We start from the raw sequence: 17,001 nt of genomic DNA, 5'->3' as shown, positions 1-17,001 counted from the left end.
TAAGCTTCTTGTCTCAATTTTCTACGAATTTACTCTAAACCTCCGGAGCTTGACTTCATAAACTTATAGAGTTCGTGGAAAACATCCGGAGTATCTCCGGAGGCTGCTTCATCTATTTTTGTATTGTGCGTATGGCATTAAACAGATGCTATAGTCATTACTAGGAGCCTCGCTTGCCACTTAATGAAGCAATGGCAGCCTTTAATACTTGCAAGCAGATTTCTGCCGTGTGTTTGTCTGGATTGAAACGAGCGCTCATTTGTTCGTATGGGTGAATGTAATTCCTGAAATCCCGTAGCGCGTGACTGAATTTTTTTATATCCAACTTGAGATAGCCGAGCTCGCAGGCAACATCAATAAATTGCGCTAACGTCCATTCATGGAATTGCTTCACATTGTTAGCCTTGTTTTTCGGGCTATTCGGAGCTTGATTGAACTGCTGTGGATTGGCGCATGCGAGTGCGAGCAACAATCCTTCTAGAATACTGCCGCAATGGAAAATCACTGCCAAAGGAGAATCTGCGTTAAAACAACGGATCGCCTCGTCAAGCCTAGATTCGAGGATAGGAACAAGTGGCCCGGCAGATGATATTTTCTGGAGTGAGATAGGGCCGAAATCCTGCTTCAGAAATGCTTTGCTAGAATCTTGTGGCGGTGCAGGGTGGCCAAGTAATCGCTCTACAATTTGTCTCGCTCTTCTTAATAGCGTCGTTTCCCTGGTACTAGGGTGAGGAGTCTTGTAATGCCAGTACTCCAATAGTTCTGAAAGTACTTTTCCGACAAGAGTGTCAGCCTCAAGCTCGACAAAGGCTCTAAGCCTCTTTGCTTTCGAGTCTCCATTCGCGGCATATTTGTCCGAATAGATGTTGATACGCGCGATTTCCTGGAAGAACTCATTAAACGTCCTATTCGAGAAATCCATGACATAGCCGCTGCCCATTCCAAACAATTCTTCGAAACACTCCCTCTCCAGGACTTTTAACGTGCTCATGAAGTCGCCTCAGCGAGGTTCTCAGCGCTCGGCACACGCAATTTGCCAGAGAGGAGTTTGGGGAGGAGCGCATCACGCAAACCAGCAAGAGTTCGTCCTTCGTAAATCAAGGCGATAATCCGCTCAACCATGGGTCGTACAAGACTAGTAAAGGTATCCGATATTATGTTGGAAGGAATCACGATTTGGAACCGTACCATGTCGTTCCAGTTTGTACGCGGCATTTTTGTACCGGTAGAACCGGCGTTAGTGTGTTCAACGAAAGCATCGCTTGATATGTGGCCTAGTACGAAACCGAACCACCCCTCAGCCTTCGGAGCTACGACAACGATATCGGTAGAACAGACTCCGTCGATTGGTGCGACTCCCACTTTGTGAAAGTATGGGCGCAGTTTTCCAAACAAGATTTCGCCTTTCTTGAATTGGAATTTGTTGCTTTCCAGACCGTCGGCCATATCCCAGTCAGACAAAGCAATACAGCGTCGCGGCATGTGTTCGAGAGCAATGTAGGGCGTAGTTGGTGCAATCTCAGTCGGTTGAATACCGCGCCGCGGATGTTCGGCGACATCACCGAAAGTGCCAATCTGCCACCTCTCCGGAATCTCGCCAAGTTCGGAATCCTGGAAGCGGTCAGGGAACAGGGCGAGGAGGTCAGGGGTGAGGCCGAGGCGGCGGCAGATGGATTCAGATGGTTCGCCACTGGCTTTGGCGCGGACGGGGTCGAAGTCAACGAACCAGGACTTGAAGATCGCCCGCGCTATGGCCTCCTGCGTTTCGTTCATGCGGCGGTTCAGTTCGATCTTGTCGTCGAGGGTGCCGAGGATGTGGGCGATGGCGCGTTGTTCATCTAACGACGGGCACGAGATTTGAATTTTATTAAGATTGCCTTGTGTAAGCTTAGGCATCACGGCGCCAGTTAGATAACCGCTTATATCTGTTGCCTGTAGGGCGTACATCAAAAAGAGCGTATCTGTCTTCTCGTTACCTGTAACGATATGTGCATGATTATTGACCCAGGATTTTCCCCTGGCCATGAAAGTAATGGGAGTCTGGCGCGTACGCAAGTTTTCGCCGTCCTCAGCAATCAATAGGTAGTTCCCATCGATCAAGTAATCGTCCACGTAATCGACAATACCGGAGGCACCGTAATATGGATATGGCCCCGGTTTACGATCTGCCTCTTTGACAGGCTTTCGTTTGCTGTCGTGGTTTACGGTCAAATCACCGAGCGTATGCATCTGCCACTCACCCGCCATAACCCAACCTCGCCAAATTCTCGCGTATCACCGCTTCCAGCCGCGCGCTTTCGCCAAATTGCTTGTTCAGTTGCGCCGTAAGCCGCGCCATCTTGTTCTCAAACAGTTCGCCGTCGGCTTCCTGCTCCGCCGCACCGACGTAGCGGCCTGGGGTGAGCACGTAATCGTGTTTTTTAATTTCAGCCAGCGTGACAGATTTGCAGAAACCGGGGATATTTTGATAAATGAGTTGCTTTTCGATAGGCTCAGGGCGAATGGATTGCCTCCAGGTGTGGAAGGTGTCAGCGATCTTGCGGATGTCTTCGGGCGCGAAGTCGCGCAGCACGCGGTCTTTCATGTAGCCGAGGTTGCGCGCGTCAATGAACAGGGTTTCGCCCTTGCGGTTTCTGAACTCTGGATTCCCGCTTTCGCTGGAATGACGGCCAGCTTGTTTGTTCTTGGTGAGGAACCAGATGCAGGCGGGGATCTGGGTGTTGGTGAAAAGCTGGCTGGGTAGCGCGACCATGCATTCGATCAGGTCTGCCTCGATCAGCGCCTTGCGAATGTCGCATTCGTTGTTGGTATTGCTGCTCATGGAGCCGTTGGCGAGCAGCAGCGCCATGCTGCCGTGCGGCGCCAGATGGTGGATCATGTGTTGCATCCAGGCGAAGTTGGCATTGCTGGCGGGCGGAATGCCGTATTGCCAGCGCGGGTCGTCGTCTTTCACGCCGCTGTTCCATTCTTTCATGTTGAATGATGGATTGGCCATAATGAAGTCGGCGCGCAAGTCAAGGTGCTGGTCGCGGGTGTGGGTGCTGGCGGGTTCTTTGCCGAAGTCGAAGTCCATGCCGCGGATGGCCATGTTCATCGAGGCCAACCGCCAGGTGGTAGGGTTGGATTCCTGCCCATAAACCGAAATCTGGCCGATGCGGCCGCCGTGCTCTTCGACAAATTTTTCCGATTGCACAAAGAAGCCGCCGGAGCCGCAGCAGGGGTCGTACACGCGGCCCTGGTAGGGCTCCAGCATTTCGACGATGAGGGTGACGATGCTCTTGGGCGTGTAATACTGCCCGCCCTTTTTGCCCTCAGCCATGGCGAATTCGCCAAGGAAGTATTCATATACATGGCCGAGGATGTCTTTGGCCTTGAGCGTGCCATGCTTGAACGGAATTTCAGCGATAAGGTCGATCAGACCCGGCAGTGCGGCGTCGATCTGCTTGCGCGCGTAGTCTTTTTCCAGCACGCCTTTGAGTTTGGGGTTTTCCTTCTCGACTGCCTCGAGCGCATCGTCCAGCAGGCGGCCGATGCCGTTGAATTTGTATTCGGTAGTCTTACCATTCTTAACCTGCAGCACGGTGCCGACGGCGACCTTGGCATTGGCCTGCAGGAAATCCCAGCGTGCCAGCGCCGGCACCCAGAATACGTTCTTTTCGGTGTAGTAGTCGCGCGCTTCGAGCTCCTGTTCGATCAGCTCGGTGCTGTCGTCGCCCAGGTAATAGTCATGGTTCGGGTCGCGGAAGGCAAGTTCAAGCTCATCACGCCGTTCCTTGAACGCACCTGACACGTATTTGAGGAAAATGAGACCAAGCACCACATGCTTGTACACCGCGGCATCGAGCATCGGCAGCAGCTTGTTGGCCATGGTCCATAGGCTCCTATCAAGTTCGTTGAGAAATTGCTGTTCTTCAAGATTCATAAGGGTTACTGCAGGAGTATGTCCATTAGAGAGTGCCGATTTGAGCACCTGCAAGCGTATCAGTCAAACGAGTTGTATTCAAGGCGAATATTCAATTCGAATATTCAATTATGATTTTTCAACACCCAGTTATCAATCAACTCGCATAGCTCATCAGGATGAGTGGCCGGTAACCAGTGTTCGGAGTTAACCGTGGCGAATTCTACTTGCGGTAATTGCTGCAAAAGGGTTTGGGTTTGTTCCGGATCAGTAATACTGCGTCCACTTGACTGGATGACGAGGGCAGGGCAGCGCACCTCATCAATGGGCAAGGGACGCATAATCTCAATCAGGTTATTGAGGTACTGCGCTGTCGGGATGACTTTGAGATCATGCTTGGGGCTGCCATAGTCTATCAGCATGGTTTGCAGCTCGGAAGGACTTGCTTCATGTACGCGGCGATCCAGTACCTGCAGATCCAATGTGCCGAGTTGGCGTCGATAGAGACCAAGTCGGTTGAGTAGTTTAATCAGTGACACGGCGACTCGCAGCAGTGGTATGAATGGCCGCAATCGAGCCAGAATGCCAGTAACCGCTTCACGCGCCAAGGGTTCAATCAGTACCAGGCCAGCGCACATGTCGGGATAGCGCGCGGCAAAGTTGAGGGCAATATTGGCGCCGAGACAATGACCGACGAGGATAGCACGTGGCTGATGTTCATGCTGTAGAAGGGTAGCGATGTCCTGGCTCCAATCATCGAGTCGTGCTGGCCCGCGCCACATCGATTCGCCGTGTCCTCGCAAATCCGGGCGCAACAACAAATGATCAGCAGCCAGGCGGCTGTGCTGGGTGAAATACCACCAGCGAGTGGAGTTGCTCGCAGCGCCATGCAGCAACACCAGTGGTGTGACAGGGGGATTACTTTGCAAGTTTTGCGTCGGCGTCCATCGGCAGTAGGTGAGTTTGGTACCGTCTTTACCTTGGAAATGTAATTTTTCGTCCATCTACAGCCGTCCTGTTTTTTCTAAGCGGCGCTGGACCATGCGGTGGTAGAGCGAGGACAGCCAGGGACGAATCACGGGCAAGCCGATCAACCAGGCGAGCGGTTTGAGTAACGGCACGCGTGACATCAGCAAAATATAGGCATCCAGTTCAGAAACGACCCGTTGATTTTCATCGCGCACATGCAGTTCACTCAAGGCTTTGCGTGGATCGATACCGATTTCACGTAAATGATCATCCTGGCCGGTGATATCGAACCAGCAGATATCTTCCCCCTCTTTTCCTGCCAGTTTTTCATAGTTTTGCCGGTCCTTGATACAAGCTGGGCAGGAACCGTCGTAATAGACAGTGATTTCTTTCTTTTGCTCACTCATCATCCATCCTCTGATAAAAAGTCATCTCTAGAAAACTGTTCCAACATAACATTAAGAAAAATGCCGTTCAATCTGAGCTCGTCCAAGGCCAATGCCAATTGCCTGGCAGATTGATGAGTTCACCGTGAGCGGTAAAGGCTTTACTGGGATGATCCGTTAGTTAGTCATGAAAACAGGTTTGAGGCAAGTTTCCTGGAACAAAAACACTTTTTACCATAATATAACGTGAGTTCGACATAAGAAAAGCTGTAAAAGAAACCTGAATTCCTTATGATGAAATGGTTTTGCAAAAGAATTTCATCATGAGAGGAGTCAGATTTCCATGGATACTACAACGATTTTTTGTGAGAGTGACGAATTTTGTAAAGAGTTTGAGCCGCAATGGGAGCAGCACTTATTAGAGTCATCGCTGAAACAGCGTCGGCGGCAAGGAGCGCTGTGTCTAAGCGAAATCATGACCATCATGGTCGGGTTTCATCTATCCGGGTACCGGACGTTTAAACACTATTACCTGAATTACGTGTTGAGGTATCAGCGCGATTATTTTCCAGGGTTGGTGAGTTACCACCGCTTTGTGGAGCTGTTGCAAGGTAGCCTGGTGCCTTTGTGCTGTTTTCTGACCAGTCGCTTTGGGCAATGTAGTGGGATCAGTTTCATTGATTCGACTAAGATTAGTGTGTGCCATAATCGCCGTATTGGGTCTCATCAAGTAATGGCAGGGTTTGCTGCCCGGGGAAAGACCAGCATGGGTTGGTTTTATGGATTCAAGCTGCACCTGGTCATTAATGACCAGGGAGAATTGCCAGGGGTAAAAATAACGGCGGGCAATGTGGATGACCGTGACCCGGTACCAGAGGTGACGCGCTCCTTGTTTGGCAAACTCTTCGGTGACCGGGGCTACATTTCGCAATCACTCTTTGAGCAACTCCGCGAGCAAGGCGTGCAGCTCATCACCAAAGTACGCAAGAACATGAAAAACAAGCTGTTGCCGTTGTTTGACAAGCTGCTGCTACGTAAACGTTCGATCATTGAGAGCGTCAATGACCCATTGAAGAATATCTCGCAAATCGAGCACTCCCGCCATCGCAGCCCAGTTAACTTTTTTGTTAATCTGATAGCCGGATTGGTGGCTTACACCTTTCGCGAGAAGAAACCCTCACTTAATATCAGGCTCCCTCAAGCTCTTCCAGTCGTGATTTGATGATTCTTATGTCGAACTCACGTTATGTTAGGAAATGGAGTACGGCGGTTCGCTTATGAGGCCTTTTTTAATCCTTTTCTGCGTTTCTCCACGGCTTCCGCTAATTGAGATAAAACCTGTTCGGTTGCCTCGAAGCTGATGCAGCCATCGGTAATGCTTTGTCCATAGACTAATTCTTCACGTTTCTTGCCATCTGCTTTTTGATTGCCTTCAACCAGATGACTTTCGATCATCACGCCGCAGATGGCATCACTTCCACTCGCAATCTGCTCTGCCACACTGGCGCTTACCTCCGGCTGGCGTCGGTAGTCTTTATGGCTGTTGGCATGACTGAAATCAATCATCAGGTAAGGTGGCAGCTTGGCTTTGGTTAAATCTTCAATGGCCACAGCTACGCTGGTGCTATCGTAGTTAGTCTTGCGTCCGCCGCGCAGGATGATGTGGCAATCTTCATTCCCCTTCGTAGCAAAAATGGCGGTACGGCCCTCTTTAGTAACCGAAAGAAAATGATGCGGCCGAGATGCGGCGCCAATCGCATCGATGGCAATGTTTAGATTCCCATAGGTGCCATTCTTGAAGCCAATAGGACAGGAGACACCAGATGCCAATTCGCGGTGCGCCTGGCTCTCAGTGGTGCGAGCCCCAATCGCGGCCCAGCTAATCAAATCTGACAGATACTGGGGACTGATCAAATCAAGATATTCCGTAGCCGCAGGCATCCCCAGGTTATTTAAATCCAGCAGTAGTTTACGCGCTATGCGCAAACCCTTATTGATGTGAAAGCTGTTATCCAGGTCAGGGTCGTTGATTAATCCTTTCCAGCCGATAGTGGTCCGTGGTTTTTCGAAGTATACCCGCATAACGATATGTAGTTGGTCCTTGAACACTTCGCGTAAATGTTTCAAGCGAGCACCATATTCCAGCGCCGCATCTACATCATGAATGGAGCAGGGTCCTGTCACTACTAGCAAGCGATCCTCTTCACCATGCAAAATCCGGTGAATGGCTTGGCGCGCTAAGTGAACCATCTCAGTTGCTGTTTCCGTAATAGGATACTCACGGTGCAATTCCACCGGCGGGGTAAGTTCATGCATGCCGATAATGCGTAAATCATCGGTCTGAAATTTCATAACTATCAATATTCCTTTATTTATTTGCTGAGTAGTCTGGTACCAAAAATTTATTTTTCTGCAGGCGCAATATCAGCAGCAAGCAAAAAATTACAGACGGTATTTTAACCTAGCCGCAGCTTACTTTCCGCTTGTTAGGAAGATTTATAGTAAAAAGTAAAAGAGAGTGATATTGCGTTGTAGCAAATAATATCAGTGCATTATCGATAATGCACTTATTCGTGCATATATCTGGGACTTATGGTTAGCAGCAGCTAAGAAAGTAGTTTATTACTAAAATGGTCTGTACGATCTTGGCTAAGCGTTTAAGGCCGTATTTGGCTGGTTATAAATTTTGACTGGTACTGGTTAGAAACTAATTACTATGATCAAAGATTATTAAATTAGAGATTAGGAATGATAATAATTAAAAGCCAATTTCTGTATAGTTATAGAAAGATATTAAATATCAATAGCCTGATTGAAAATTTTTATCTGTATAAAGTAGGAATGTTAACTGGATAGTTTGTGGATAAAATTTAAAGATTAACTTTTTTCCTTGTTATGCAAAAATTATACAGAGTTTATTCACAAAGTTTCAGCATTAACCATAATGAGAAGGACTAATCATTGTCGTTTTTTTTATTACCTTCATTGACTTACCGATAATAAAATCAACAGCTTTGTAGGTTGAAGCGAAGATTTTGGCCTATTCTTTATCTTGTTTGTAAATTAAAGAATGGTTTTGTTAGCGTTGCTGAAGTAATACGCCTGATAATGCCAATTTCATCAAGTCCGTTTTTCATCTACATTTTTTTATATGACAGGATAGGTTGGTTGTTATTCAGCAACAGCAAGTAAACCATCAATTCCTTTTACTTTTTCTCTTCTCCTCTTGTAATAGAGATGAATCAGCAGGAAAAAATATTCATAAACTAAACTTCTTTGGGGATGAAGTAATTACTCATCACTACATCTAATTGCGATGGTAAGCGCAATACGAAATTCTGCGGTATTGTTGCTAGCGAAGTGGTATAGCAGATCCCATATAAAATGAATCAAATTTCATAACCGGCAAAGAGCTGCTCGACGGAACAACCTTCCCTTCTTCTGATGGCTTTGGCCTGAGCCCATATTGGTTCAATGTGATTAAAGTCAGGAGAATAAGACGGCAGGTATTCAAGCGTGTCCCCACATTGGTGAACGTGGTTTTGATGTCTGCCCGTTTGTGAAACGTCGCGTTGTCCCAGACGATTATGTAAGCACGCGGGATTTTGGACAAAAAATCCTGCGTAACCCATGCATGAAGATATCAGCGTTGATATTGGCTGTGAACAGGCTCACGGTCAGGTGCGCCTTTTCGATCAGAGCCCCAATGACATTGGTTCGGACTCTTGCATGCCAATCCTTTAAATGAGTATTTTGAGCTTGCTTGTAATACTGGGGCAGCAATCAAGATATGCTCGCCCGCCTAGCTGAAGCGCGGCACGAAGGCTATGTACTTTGACGCTAACTGGTTTACATACATATTTCAAGAAGGCAAAAACAGAGTTGTTAATGCAATTTTCTGCACAGCTTTAAGCTTGGGCTAAAAACCGCTGCGCAGCTGTTTAAAACAGCTACCCTTTGGCATAACGTATATGAATACCTTAAACACACACTATTCAACGTCGACCTGAACTGAACAATCAAATAGCGAATAAACACTGTATACCTTTGCATTATTGCTAGGCTATTAGTTATACCTTAGCATCGGTACATAATATGAAAACGCTCATTTGAGCAAATGGGTGCTTTTTTTCTTTATTTTTTCTATCCCTCTTTACAGGAGATATGCGGCATGAGCATAACACGCTTTGTTTTGCTTTTAATAGTTTATTTGTCAATAGCATTCAATACGCTCGTTCATGCGACCAGTCTTTTCATTCCAGCATATTTTCATCCATCAGATCCCCAGACTCCAAATCACTGGAGTAGCTTAGCTGCAGCAGCCCAAATAGTACCTACTACCGTCATTCTTAACCCAAACAACGGGCCTGGATCAAATGTTGACCCTAGCTATGTTACGGCTATTGATCAAGTTCGTGGCTCTGGAGGAAAGGTAATTGCCTACATACATACGAATCATGGAGACCGCCCGCTGAGTGATGTTGCAAGCGATATTGATAATTATCTTGCCTTCTATATGATTGATGGCTTTTATATCGATCAGATGACCGCAGACGACACAGATGAAGACATCAGGTACTACGAGACAATATATAACTACATCAAAAATAAAAGCAGCCATTATTCGGTAACGGGGAACCCTGGCGTGGTGCCTGACGAAATTTATTTAAGCAAACCAGTCGTCGATAATTTAGTAGTATTTGAAGGTCACATAAGAAGTTACATAAATTTTCAACCTGAAGCATGGCAGCATAATTACCCGAAGGATTGGTTTATCCACATTGTATTTAATGCAACCCGGCTGCAAATGAAACAGGCGTTCAGTGAAACTGACAAAAACCTCGTTGGAAATCTGTACATTACAGATGACAAGCTTCCTAATCCTTACGACAGCCTTCCGCCATATGGAGATTTAGAAATCGAGATGATACCCGTAACAAACTAATCCTAGTGTATAAAAGGGGGAAAGTGGTGGTGAACCCAACTTTGCCGCGCAAGCATGCTGCATCTCTTATCAGACACCTGTATATAAAGTTCGATTTCTTTCTGTCAATAACTCAAATAGCTCTCTGCTATTAATCAACTTAAAAATTAACTTGACCGGTTATTGCCACCAACATCATATCCATTAAGTCGTTGCTTTTGTCTCGATAAATATAGCAAAAAACGATAATAACTAATTCTTTTTTAGGGTTAATGCTGAAACTCTGTGAATAAACTCTGTATAGTTTTTGCATAACAAGGAAAAAAGTTAATCTTTTAATTTTATCCACAAATTATCCAGTTAAAGTTCCCACTTTATACAGATTAAAATTTTCAACCAGATTATTGATATTTAATACTTTTCCATAACTATACAGAAATTGACTTCTAATTATTATTATTCCTAATCTTTAATTTAATAGAAGTTAATAATAGTAACTTATAGCCCCTGAGAAAATATTCGATGAGAAAAAAATCTTGTTCTTTGGCAGGATTACTCTATGCTACATTTCTTACTCAACCTCTTAATCAAAAATTAATGAAGACAGCAACAAACTGGAAGTCTAACCTTACTAACAAGAGCATAGATTTAAGGAAAAAGTTAGCATTCCCCTTTTGCTCAAATTAGATGCGAAGTAAAAGGAGGGTAAGTTTAGAATCAGGAGCGGCTGCCTTCTTTACCAATTCGCCAGGCACTTTCTGAGCTGAAGTTTTATCGGGTTGATGTAAGAATAGCGTGTAATGATGTGGTTCAATATCCCATGATATTTCAGTTAAGAGAAAAGATTCTGAATAGACTTAGCTGGAGGAAAAAATGGTAATAAAAAAGCAAAGGAATTTAAATTAGATGCAATCAGCCTCTCTGGATCAGAGCTATACGATAACGGAAACGGCGGAAATTCTGGAAATTAATACCGGTATGTTCAGACGATGGGTCAAAGAATATGAGGCAGATGAAGAGGGACATGTGTTCCGAGGCAATGGGAAACTGACACCAAACCAGGAAGAAATTCGAAGCTTGAAGGTACAGCTCAGATAACTGAAGCTGGAGAAATAGATCTTAAAAGAGACAACGATTTTTTTCGTGAAAGAAACTAAATAAAATATTCGTTCCTCACCAAAAAAAGACCTGCTCAGTTGGCTTGATGTGCCAGCTATTGGGTGTGTTAGTACCTATTATGATTATATGCGATGCATTGGTAATCAGTTTGCTGCACCTTTTCATGAGGAAATGGTTGAGAGAGTTTGAGATATAGCAAAAGCCAGTAATTATACTCATGGTAGCCGCAGAATAAGAAAAGTGCTGAATACGCTGGGTTATTTAGTTAGGAATCAGGATTTAATAACCCCAGAAATTATGCTGGCAGATGGAATAGCAACATAATTCCATTTCGGTAAAAACGGGTCAAACTCAATGGTGATATTTTCTTTAAAGCCATCCGCCACTTTGCGCCCAGTTTCAAATACCCTATCCATAATTGAGATAAAGACCTTTAGTCCCTGAGAAGTTTTTGCTTTACTCATGACTGCTTTGACCCGCTCGACACTGGTAAAAATAACTCCACTACAAGCTTTGGTGATATGAGGAAATAATCGATGCTCTATGGGATTATATTTTGACGTGTACGGGGGATAGTGAGCGATACGAATCTCAATAGCCAATTCATCTGCCAATTTCTGTAAATCCTCTTTAAAGATAGCGTGGCGTGCATTATTGCTGCCTCCACAGTCGCAGAGCAATAAAATACTCGTCGCCTTTGGATAGTCCAGTTGACCATAGTTCAACCACCCATGCCGGATACAGGCGCAAGCAAATTCAGAGGTATCATGGCTCGTGCCTAATACGATATAGCCGCTTTTGCGATGGATGTCATACAGCCCATGAGGCACAATTTTACTGTCTGCCAGGGATGCAAAATCATGATCATTGATCCGCACGACCTCAGTGGTATAGAGCTTTCCGGGGCGATAAAAATTACCGATCAATTCTTTTTTTTAACGTCCATACTCATCACCGGATTACCCTGGACCCGGTACTCTTCTTTGAGGCGCTCGATATTTTTGAACTGCTCGTCCCGATGCGGCAGGTTCTTTTTCCCGGCTTCAACCTTGAAGGCTTGACGGCGGCGAAAATGATGTTTGTCGAGCAATTGATCAACAACGGTCACACTCACGCTAAATCCGCACTGTTTTAGCTTCTCAGCCATTTCGTTGCGGCTCAAATTTGACCACTTTACGGATTCATCCATTGGTGAACCGGCAGTATGATTTTTTAACATCTCTAAAAAAGCTTCATCCAGCCCTGCCATCGTCTCCACAACTGACTTTCGCCCACCCCCTGCTTGTCGAATACGTTTCTCCTTTTCAAGCAACGGCATCTTTAACTCTTTCAGGCCACGGCTAACGGTGCCTTCATCGCAGTGTAATACCTGACAAAGGTAGGTGATCCCTCCGTGACCCAGCTTTGCCGCCTCAACGGCAGCATAGCGGCGGCGGTCTTTTTCCGATAAGCTGTGATAAAAATTGCGCATTTGTGCTTCGACTTCAGGGGTGTATGTGGTTATCTTCATTTTCAAAACATAACCGAAATACTCTATCCGCGGCAACTTAATTTACAACTCAAAGCTCTGGAGTTATTGAATCTTCGTTCCTTAGTCGCCGGAAAGCCGGAAGTTTGATGAGGAAAACAGGCGCCTAAGTGAGATACCGGAAGAAGTACAAAGTGACAACGAATAACAACCACAAACAACCAGTATTCGAGAATATATTGAAGCGGCAGTTTAATGTCACAAGCCTAAATTAAGCCTATGTCTGCGACATCATATACATCTAGACACAAGAAGATTGGTTGTATCTGGCGGTTATTATTGATTTGTTTTCCAGAAAGACTATTAGCTGGAGCAAGAGTTCGAGGATAAGAGTAAGGTTGATTTGTGATAGTGTTGAGAATGGCTGCCTGACAACGCCGACCATAAGCAGGATTAATTGTCCATTCGGATTGTGGATTAGAATACGCTAGTAGAACATCAAAGGATAATAAAATCTTAAGGTTTTATTTTTATTGACAGCATGAGCTGCTTGGGAGGTTGTTGGGATAATACGATTGCTGACAGTTTCTCTGGAAGCTTTAAGCAGGAACAGTGTCAGTTGGTGATAATACCAAACTGAGCTATGCAGTACAGTAAAACGTATTGCAATATATTGCTGTGTTTTATAATAACCACCGGCTGGACTTTTACCTCTGGTATAAAAAACCAAATCAATATGAAGTAGAGGCAATAAAAATCATAAAAATCGCTTAACTAGGGTGTTCGGAATGAGTTGACTATGTCATAATGGTACGTGCTGATCATGGTATCGCGTTTCCAATCACCTATACACTCGCTCTGGTCAACAATCTTGAGTCGATCATCGATGCTGACTCGGCTGAGAACTGTGCTACGCCATTCCTGCCCCTTGTATAGCGCTTACGTCACAGTTTCTAACAGCGCATAGTGTGCCATCAAAATCACCTTCCTGCCAGTTTGTCTGCATAAGGTACTGACTGTACAAACGGTTTCATGGCTTATGAATAATTCCCTTCCAGTTCAAGTCGAGCTGATACCTATTCAGGACACCTATTTTGCCGAATTATCCTGTCCATCTTATTCCGGTCTTTCCAACCAACTTGCCTGGCTTGGGCTTTCTGCCTTACACGTTTATCTCGTAATTCCTGCGTCTATACTTCGGGCGTCAGCAGCTTCATTCGCTACTCTCTTTGCTTAAAACCTGCTTTTCACTACCAGTAAATTTGATAGCGTTGCTCTGGGGTAAGCTGCTGATAGTGCTTCATCTGTGCAACATTTATCTGATCGTTCAAGAAGCTTGCATATTATTGCAGCTTACCTCTTGTTAATCTTATAAAAGTTGCACTTCAAACTTGAATCCTCCACGGCTAAACATCTGTGCTTGATGAATGATAGGATACCACTTCCTGCTATGGTTTGTCAGTCAACGCAGCTCTCACTCGTTGGACACTCCCTGACACGACGGTTTATTTTATTAGTCTCTACTAAATCAAACATGCACAACATTGTAAGAATAATCATAATAATATAATAAGTTGTTGTTAGTTCTTTCATGAATTTCACCTTGATATATGAATGCAAAACCATATTAATTATATGGATTTGCATTCATAATATTCACAAAAACTTCACAAATCAAGTGCTTTATAGGAACATATTTGTAGAATTATTTGCAACAATAAAACATTTTCATTTTGATGTAATAATTTCGACTAGATTCTTGGGACTCTAATAGATCAATTTAAATTTGAGTCCAGTATTTCAGTATTTTGCTTGTTGTTTAGGTATTCCATAATTGAAACTGCATTCACATTGCTTAAAAAGATAATGGAAATGATGCTTTAGAAATGCCATTATATTTTCTTAAAACGTGTTTAATCTGTTTCCAGAGGCTAATTGCCAATTAAACTGAACCAGAAACGGACAACTATTTTGAGCCGCTTTTTCAGGATTTCATTTTATTGAATAGATCTGTAACAGTTTCTGAATTTTTCTAAAGCTGCCATGAAGGAGTAGTTAGTGATACATCAAATCAAAGCGTTATACAAAAAGGTGCTGGCTTTTCAGAGCGCAAGATAGCCAGACAATTAGGCATATCCCGTAACACAGTCAATAAATACCTCAACATATCTGAGTTCGAAATTGCTGCTGGATTAACAGATACGGATAAAAGCAAAAAGCTGGAAAAGTAATAAACTTATATCGTTCAATTACTGCAATATACCTGGGACCATCTTCGGTGATAGTGCTGCTCAAATTGAGGGCCAAAAGGTGGTAAATGTTTCTTTTTTGGATTGTTTGGTGGGACATTACGTGCAGAGGTTGAAGCAAATGATTCATCCGGTAAATGCGTAGTACTATGAATTCAACCGACGGCCAGAACATAATTGGTTTCATGCAACGCCATAATTTTTAGTTTAAAGAATTCAACCTCTCTAAAGCCATAAGCTATTGAAGTCAAAACAGGCAAGGATGCCTGAGCGATGAACAGCCATGGTTTTAGAGAATTGCTTGAGCATGTTGATATCAGAAGCAGCTGCTTTTTTACCCACTCGTCAAGCGTATTTTGCGCTGAGGTTTTATTCGGTTGATGCCAAATATTGCGTAATTTTTCTTTCATGTAATAAGTCCTTGCCAAGGGTTCATTGAGCTTAAGTGCTTGCTCCAGACGTTGACGCTCATTGCGCGCGTCATCCAGATTGTCAGGATGCTTGAGCAGCAACCAACAAATGCCTTTCAAAACGGGTTTACCCGGCCCATATTCTATCTCTCGTTGCATTCACGGCGCAGTCTGGTCAGTTTTTCATTGAACAACCTGATGATATGAGAGTGGTCGAATACCTGCGTGGCCTCGGGGATAGTACTCTATACTGCACTGATATAAGCTGGACCCATATCAGTTGCGACCGCCTCAATCCGTGCGCCAGATCGTTTCAAATGCTTCCAGAATGCACGCACAGCAACGCATCTGCGCCTTTCCCATTGCCAACAAAAACTACCGCACCACGTTGAAGATCCAGAACAATGCTTAAATAGCCCGGCTTCTTGCCTTGATATATCTCATCAATCGCGATACGTTTAACTTTTGCTAATTTTGGGAATCGATCATGTTTCTGCAGACTACGCTTTTAGATTACCTTAACCAGATAACTGGGTTAAGGTAGTTTGAATTTTGTTTAGGTAATACTGGGTTTGCTTAATATAGGCTTGATACGCTTGAACCTTTTTGTGTTGCTTTGTTGGTCTGCGGCTTTGCGGCGCTTTTTGTTGTGTACATGATACATGAGTCTCTTTAATTGACGCAGGTTGTAGCGATATTGCCGCCAGTCGCTTAATTGATGAGTTTCGCACAAGCGCGCCGTCAGCGGTATCGCTTTGCGCAGAGTATCCCCAATAAGTTGATGTCAGTTGGAAAATGCACATCGGTTTCAACCACAAAGGAGTCGCACCGCCCACGCGGGTGCTTTCGCCCTTTTTTACGAGAACATGCCCTCCCTCAACAATGATCTGGTTAATTGGTTCAGTAGCTCCGGCGTAAGCAAACTGACATTATCCACCAAGGTTTGATAAGCATATTTTCTGTCTTCATCGTACAGATTATGCTCCAACATTGCGCGCAACGTCCTGTGCTGGTTAACCAATTCGTGCAGACGGTCATAATCAGCATTCAAGTCCAACCGTAATACGCCACATATCAGAATACTCCACAGGATCATGCCAGGTCGGCCATTGTGCTTATTCACCTTGGGGGCAATTTCCCTTTCCAGTAACGCAAAAACTTTGTGGTGCAATGCCTCGTCCAGGTACAGGTACTGTAAGCCGCGCAGTATCTTCGGTATGTCATCTCGTGACCTCAAATCGAAAATTTGATTTGAGAGACATCAATTTCACCTAATTCCATCTGTACATTTTATACGACGCGCATTTGTGCTCCACTTTACGAAGTTTATATTCTGAGAATGATATTCTCTCTGATCTCTGTTGAAGTTTGAGGTTATCTTGCCTAAAAATGTGTAAAAATTAGCCAATAAGGTCGGTTTTTTCCAATGTCATGGAAAACTTCATTTCTAAAATTAAAATAACCTTCTGTTCTTTATTTAATTTATGAGTTTTCGGACAAGCACTAAGTAGCGGGCTCAAGCCATCGCCTAGGCAAGCTACGCACTGGTAAAGAAATGATTTATTCGCTGGGGAA

The 17,001-nt window shown here is 44.6% G+C and carries 15 protein-coding genes and 3 pseudogenes; 6 read left to right on the top strand and 12 right to left on the bottom strand.

The annotated features are described in order from the left end of the window. Positions 1 to 160: 160 nt before the first annotated feature. The 5 genes from AAW31_RS01825 to AAW31_RS01805 form a co-directional block, all read right to left on the bottom strand. The gene (locus AAW31_RS01825) at positions 161 to 991 is read right to left on the bottom strand and encodes a hypothetical protein (RefSeq protein ID WP_046848929.1); all 831 of its coding nucleotides are present in this window, start codon (positions 989 to 991) and stop codon (positions 161 to 163) included. Further along, entirely contained in the window at positions 988 to 2,247 is a 1,260-nt protein-coding gene (locus tag AAW31_RS01820) for a restriction endonuclease subunit S (RefSeq protein ID WP_052752009.1), read from the bottom strand. The genes AAW31_RS01825 and AAW31_RS01820 overlap by 4 nt, the downstream gene beginning before the upstream one ends. Beyond that, positions 2,237 to 3,922, bottom strand: coding sequence for a class I SAM-dependent DNA methyltransferase (locus AAW31_RS01815; protein ID WP_046848928.1), 1,686 nt, complete (start codon positions 3,920 to 3,922; stop codon positions 2,237 to 2,239). Before AAW31_RS01815 ends, AAW31_RS01820 begins: the two co-directional genes overlap by 11 nt. Before the next feature lie 104 nt (positions 3,923 to 4,026). Further along, positions 4,027 to 4,905, bottom strand: coding sequence for an alpha/beta fold hydrolase (locus AAW31_RS01810; protein WP_052752008.1), 879 nt, complete (start codon positions 4,903 to 4,905; stop codon positions 4,027 to 4,029). Beyond that, positions 4,906 to 5,277 carry a thiol-disulfide oxidoreductase DCC family protein gene (locus AAW31_RS01805; protein WP_046851416.1) on the bottom strand — a complete coding sequence of 124 codons (372 nt, stop codon included), beginning with the start codon at positions 5,275 to 5,277 and terminating at the stop codon, positions 4,906 to 4,908. A gap of 322 nt (positions 5,278 to 5,599) precedes the next feature. Here AAW31_RS01805 and AAW31_RS01800 point away from each other — a divergent pair, with 322 nt between their 5' ends. Beyond that, positions 5,600 to 6,478 carry an IS982 family transposase gene (locus tag AAW31_RS01800; RefSeq protein WP_046848750.1) on the top strand — a complete coding sequence of 293 codons (879 nt, stop codon included), beginning with the start codon at positions 5,600 to 5,602 and terminating at the stop codon, positions 6,476 to 6,478. A gap of 53 nt (positions 6,479 to 6,531) precedes the next feature. Here the strand turns inward: AAW31_RS01800 and AAW31_RS01795 are convergent, their stop codons facing one another. Both AAW31_RS01795 and AAW31_RS23345 read right to left on the bottom strand, forming a co-directional pair. Continuing rightward, positions 6,532 to 7,608 carry a 3-deoxy-7-phosphoheptulonate synthase gene (locus tag AAW31_RS01795; RefSeq protein WP_046848927.1) on the bottom strand — a complete coding sequence of 359 codons (1,077 nt, stop codon included), beginning with the start codon at positions 7,606 to 7,608 and terminating at the stop codon, positions 6,532 to 6,534. A 1,037-nt stretch (positions 7,609 to 8,645) separates the two neighbouring features. Continuing rightward, positions 8,646 to 8,888: a transposase gene (locus tag AAW31_RS23345; protein WP_200899687.1), complete on the bottom strand. Its 243-nt coding sequence runs from the start codon at positions 8,886 to 8,888 to the stop codon at positions 8,646 to 8,648. 539 nt (positions 8,889 to 9,427) lie between these two features. Here AAW31_RS23345 and AAW31_RS01785 point away from each other — a divergent pair. Next, entirely contained in the window at positions 9,428 to 10,201 is a 774-nt protein-coding gene (locus AAW31_RS01785; RefSeq protein WP_046848926.1) for a spherulation-specific family 4 protein, read from the top strand. An 885-nt stretch (positions 10,202 to 11,086) separates the two neighbouring features. Next, positions 11,087 to 11,278 (top strand): transposase, encoded by a 192-nt coding sequence (locus AAW31_RS01775; protein ID WP_082110310.1) that lies wholly within the window; start codon positions 11,087 to 11,089, stop codon positions 11,276 to 11,278. Positions 11,279 to 11,571: 293 nt separating this feature from the next. On the opposite strand, the pseudogene AAW31_RS21670 reads toward AAW31_RS01775, so the two are convergent. Beyond that, a pseudogene (locus AAW31_RS21670) lies at positions 11,572 to 12,488 on the bottom strand (ISAzo13 family transposase). A gap of 1,086 nt (positions 12,489 to 13,574) precedes the next feature. Here AAW31_RS21670 and AAW31_RS22990 point away from each other — a divergent pair. Both AAW31_RS22990 and AAW31_RS20345 read left to right on the top strand, forming a co-directional pair. Beyond that, the gene (locus tag AAW31_RS22990) at positions 13,575 to 13,703 is read left to right on the top strand and encodes a hypothetical protein (RefSeq protein WP_258920406.1); all 129 of its coding nucleotides are present in this window, start codon (positions 13,575 to 13,577) and stop codon (positions 13,701 to 13,703) included. Positions 13,704 to 13,806: 103 nt separating this feature from the next. Beyond that, positions 13,807 to 14,004, top strand: a complete 198-nt coding sequence (locus AAW31_RS20345) for a hypothetical protein (protein ID WP_144412809.1) — start codon at positions 13,807 to 13,809, stop codon at positions 14,002 to 14,004. Positions 14,005 to 14,547: 543 nt separating this feature from the next. Here AAW31_RS20345 and AAW31_RS22495 read toward each other — a convergent pair. Next, a pseudogene (locus AAW31_RS22495) lies at positions 14,548 to 14,700 on the bottom strand (IS1595 family transposase); the annotation flags it as partial. 148 nt (positions 14,701 to 14,848) lie between these two features. On the opposite strand from AAW31_RS22495, the gene AAW31_RS23340 reads away from it, so the two are divergent. Next, positions 14,849 to 14,998 (top strand): helix-turn-helix domain-containing protein, encoded by a 150-nt coding sequence (locus AAW31_RS23340; RefSeq protein ID WP_144413031.1) that lies wholly within the window; start codon positions 14,849 to 14,851, stop codon positions 14,996 to 14,998. Between the two features lie 173 nt (positions 14,999 to 15,171). Here the strand turns inward: AAW31_RS23340 and AAW31_RS18605 are convergent, their stop codons facing one another. The 3 genes and pseudogenes from AAW31_RS18605 to AAW31_RS19445 all read right to left on the bottom strand — a co-directional run. After that, the gene (locus tag AAW31_RS18605; protein ID WP_052752007.1) at positions 15,172 to 15,585 is read right to left on the bottom strand and encodes a transposase; all 414 of its coding nucleotides are present in this window, start codon (positions 15,583 to 15,585) and stop codon (positions 15,172 to 15,174) included. Continuing rightward, on the bottom strand, positions 15,570 to 15,626 hold the full coding sequence (locus AAW31_RS23335) for a hypothetical protein (protein ID WP_392390533.1): 57 nt from the start codon (positions 15,624 to 15,626) through the stop codon (positions 15,570 to 15,572). The genes AAW31_RS18605 and AAW31_RS23335 overlap by 16 nt, the downstream gene beginning before the upstream one ends. Before the next feature lie 324 nt (positions 15,627 to 15,950). After that, positions 15,951 to 16,707, bottom strand: a pseudogene (locus tag AAW31_RS19445) (ISNCY family transposase); the annotation flags it as partial. Positions 16,708 to 17,001: the final 294 nt, after the last annotated feature.

This window comes from Nitrosomonas communis, from assembly GCF_001007935.1.
Lineage (GTDB): Bacteria > Pseudomonadota > Gammaproteobacteria > Burkholderiales > Nitrosomonadaceae > Nitrosomonas > Nitrosomonas communis.
The sequence above is the reverse complement of the archived record's forward strand: the minus strand, read 5'-3'. Positions and strand labels throughout refer to the sequence as shown.

Excerpts from the sequence above, each read along its gene's own strand:
- AAW31_RS01825 (WP_046848929.1), bottom strand. The coding sequence starts at position 991 with ATGAGCACGTTAAAAGTCCTGGAGAGGGAGTGTTTCGAAGAATTGTTT.
- AAW31_RS01820 (WP_052752009.1), bottom strand. The coding sequence starts at position 2,247 with ATGGCGGGTGAGTGGCAGATGCATACGCTCGGTGATTTGACCGTAAAC.
- AAW31_RS01815 (WP_046848928.1), bottom strand. The coding sequence starts at position 3,922 with ATGAATCTTGAAGAACAGCAATTTCTCAACGAACTTGATAGGAGCCTA.
- AAW31_RS01810 (WP_052752008.1), bottom strand. The coding sequence starts at position 4,905 with ATGGACGAAAAATTACATTTCCAAGGTAAAGACGGTACCAAACTCACC.
- AAW31_RS01805 (WP_046851416.1), bottom strand. The coding sequence starts at position 5,277 with ATGAGTGAGCAAAAGAAAGAAATCACTGTCTATTACGACGGTTCCTGC.
- AAW31_RS01800 (WP_046848750.1), top strand. The coding sequence starts at position 5,600 with ATGGATACTACAACGATTTTTTGTGAGAGTGACGAATTTTGTAAAGAG.
- AAW31_RS01795 (WP_046848927.1), bottom strand. The coding sequence starts at position 7,608 with ATGAAATTTCAGACCGATGATTTACGCATTATCGGCATGCATGAACTT.
- AAW31_RS23345 (WP_200899687.1), bottom strand. The coding sequence starts at position 8,888 with ATGGGTTACGCAGGATTTTTTGTCCAAAATCCCGCGTGCTTACATAAT.
- AAW31_RS01785 (WP_046848926.1), top strand. The coding sequence starts at position 9,428 with ATGAGCATAACACGCTTTGTTTTGCTTTTAATAGTTTATTTGTCAATA.
- AAW31_RS01775 (WP_082110310.1), top strand. The coding sequence starts at position 11,087 with ATGCAATCAGCCTCTCTGGATCAGAGCTATACGATAACGGAAACGGCG.
- AAW31_RS22990 (WP_258920406.1), top strand. The coding sequence starts at position 13,575 with ATGGTACGTGCTGATCATGGTATCGCGTTTCCAATCACCTATACACTC.
- AAW31_RS20345 (WP_144412809.1), top strand. The coding sequence starts at position 13,807 with ATGAATAATTCCCTTCCAGTTCAAGTCGAGCTGATACCTATTCAGGAC.
- AAW31_RS18605 (WP_052752007.1), bottom strand. The coding sequence starts at position 15,585 with ATGCAACGAGAGATAGAATATGGGCCGGGTAAACCCGTTTTGAAAGGC.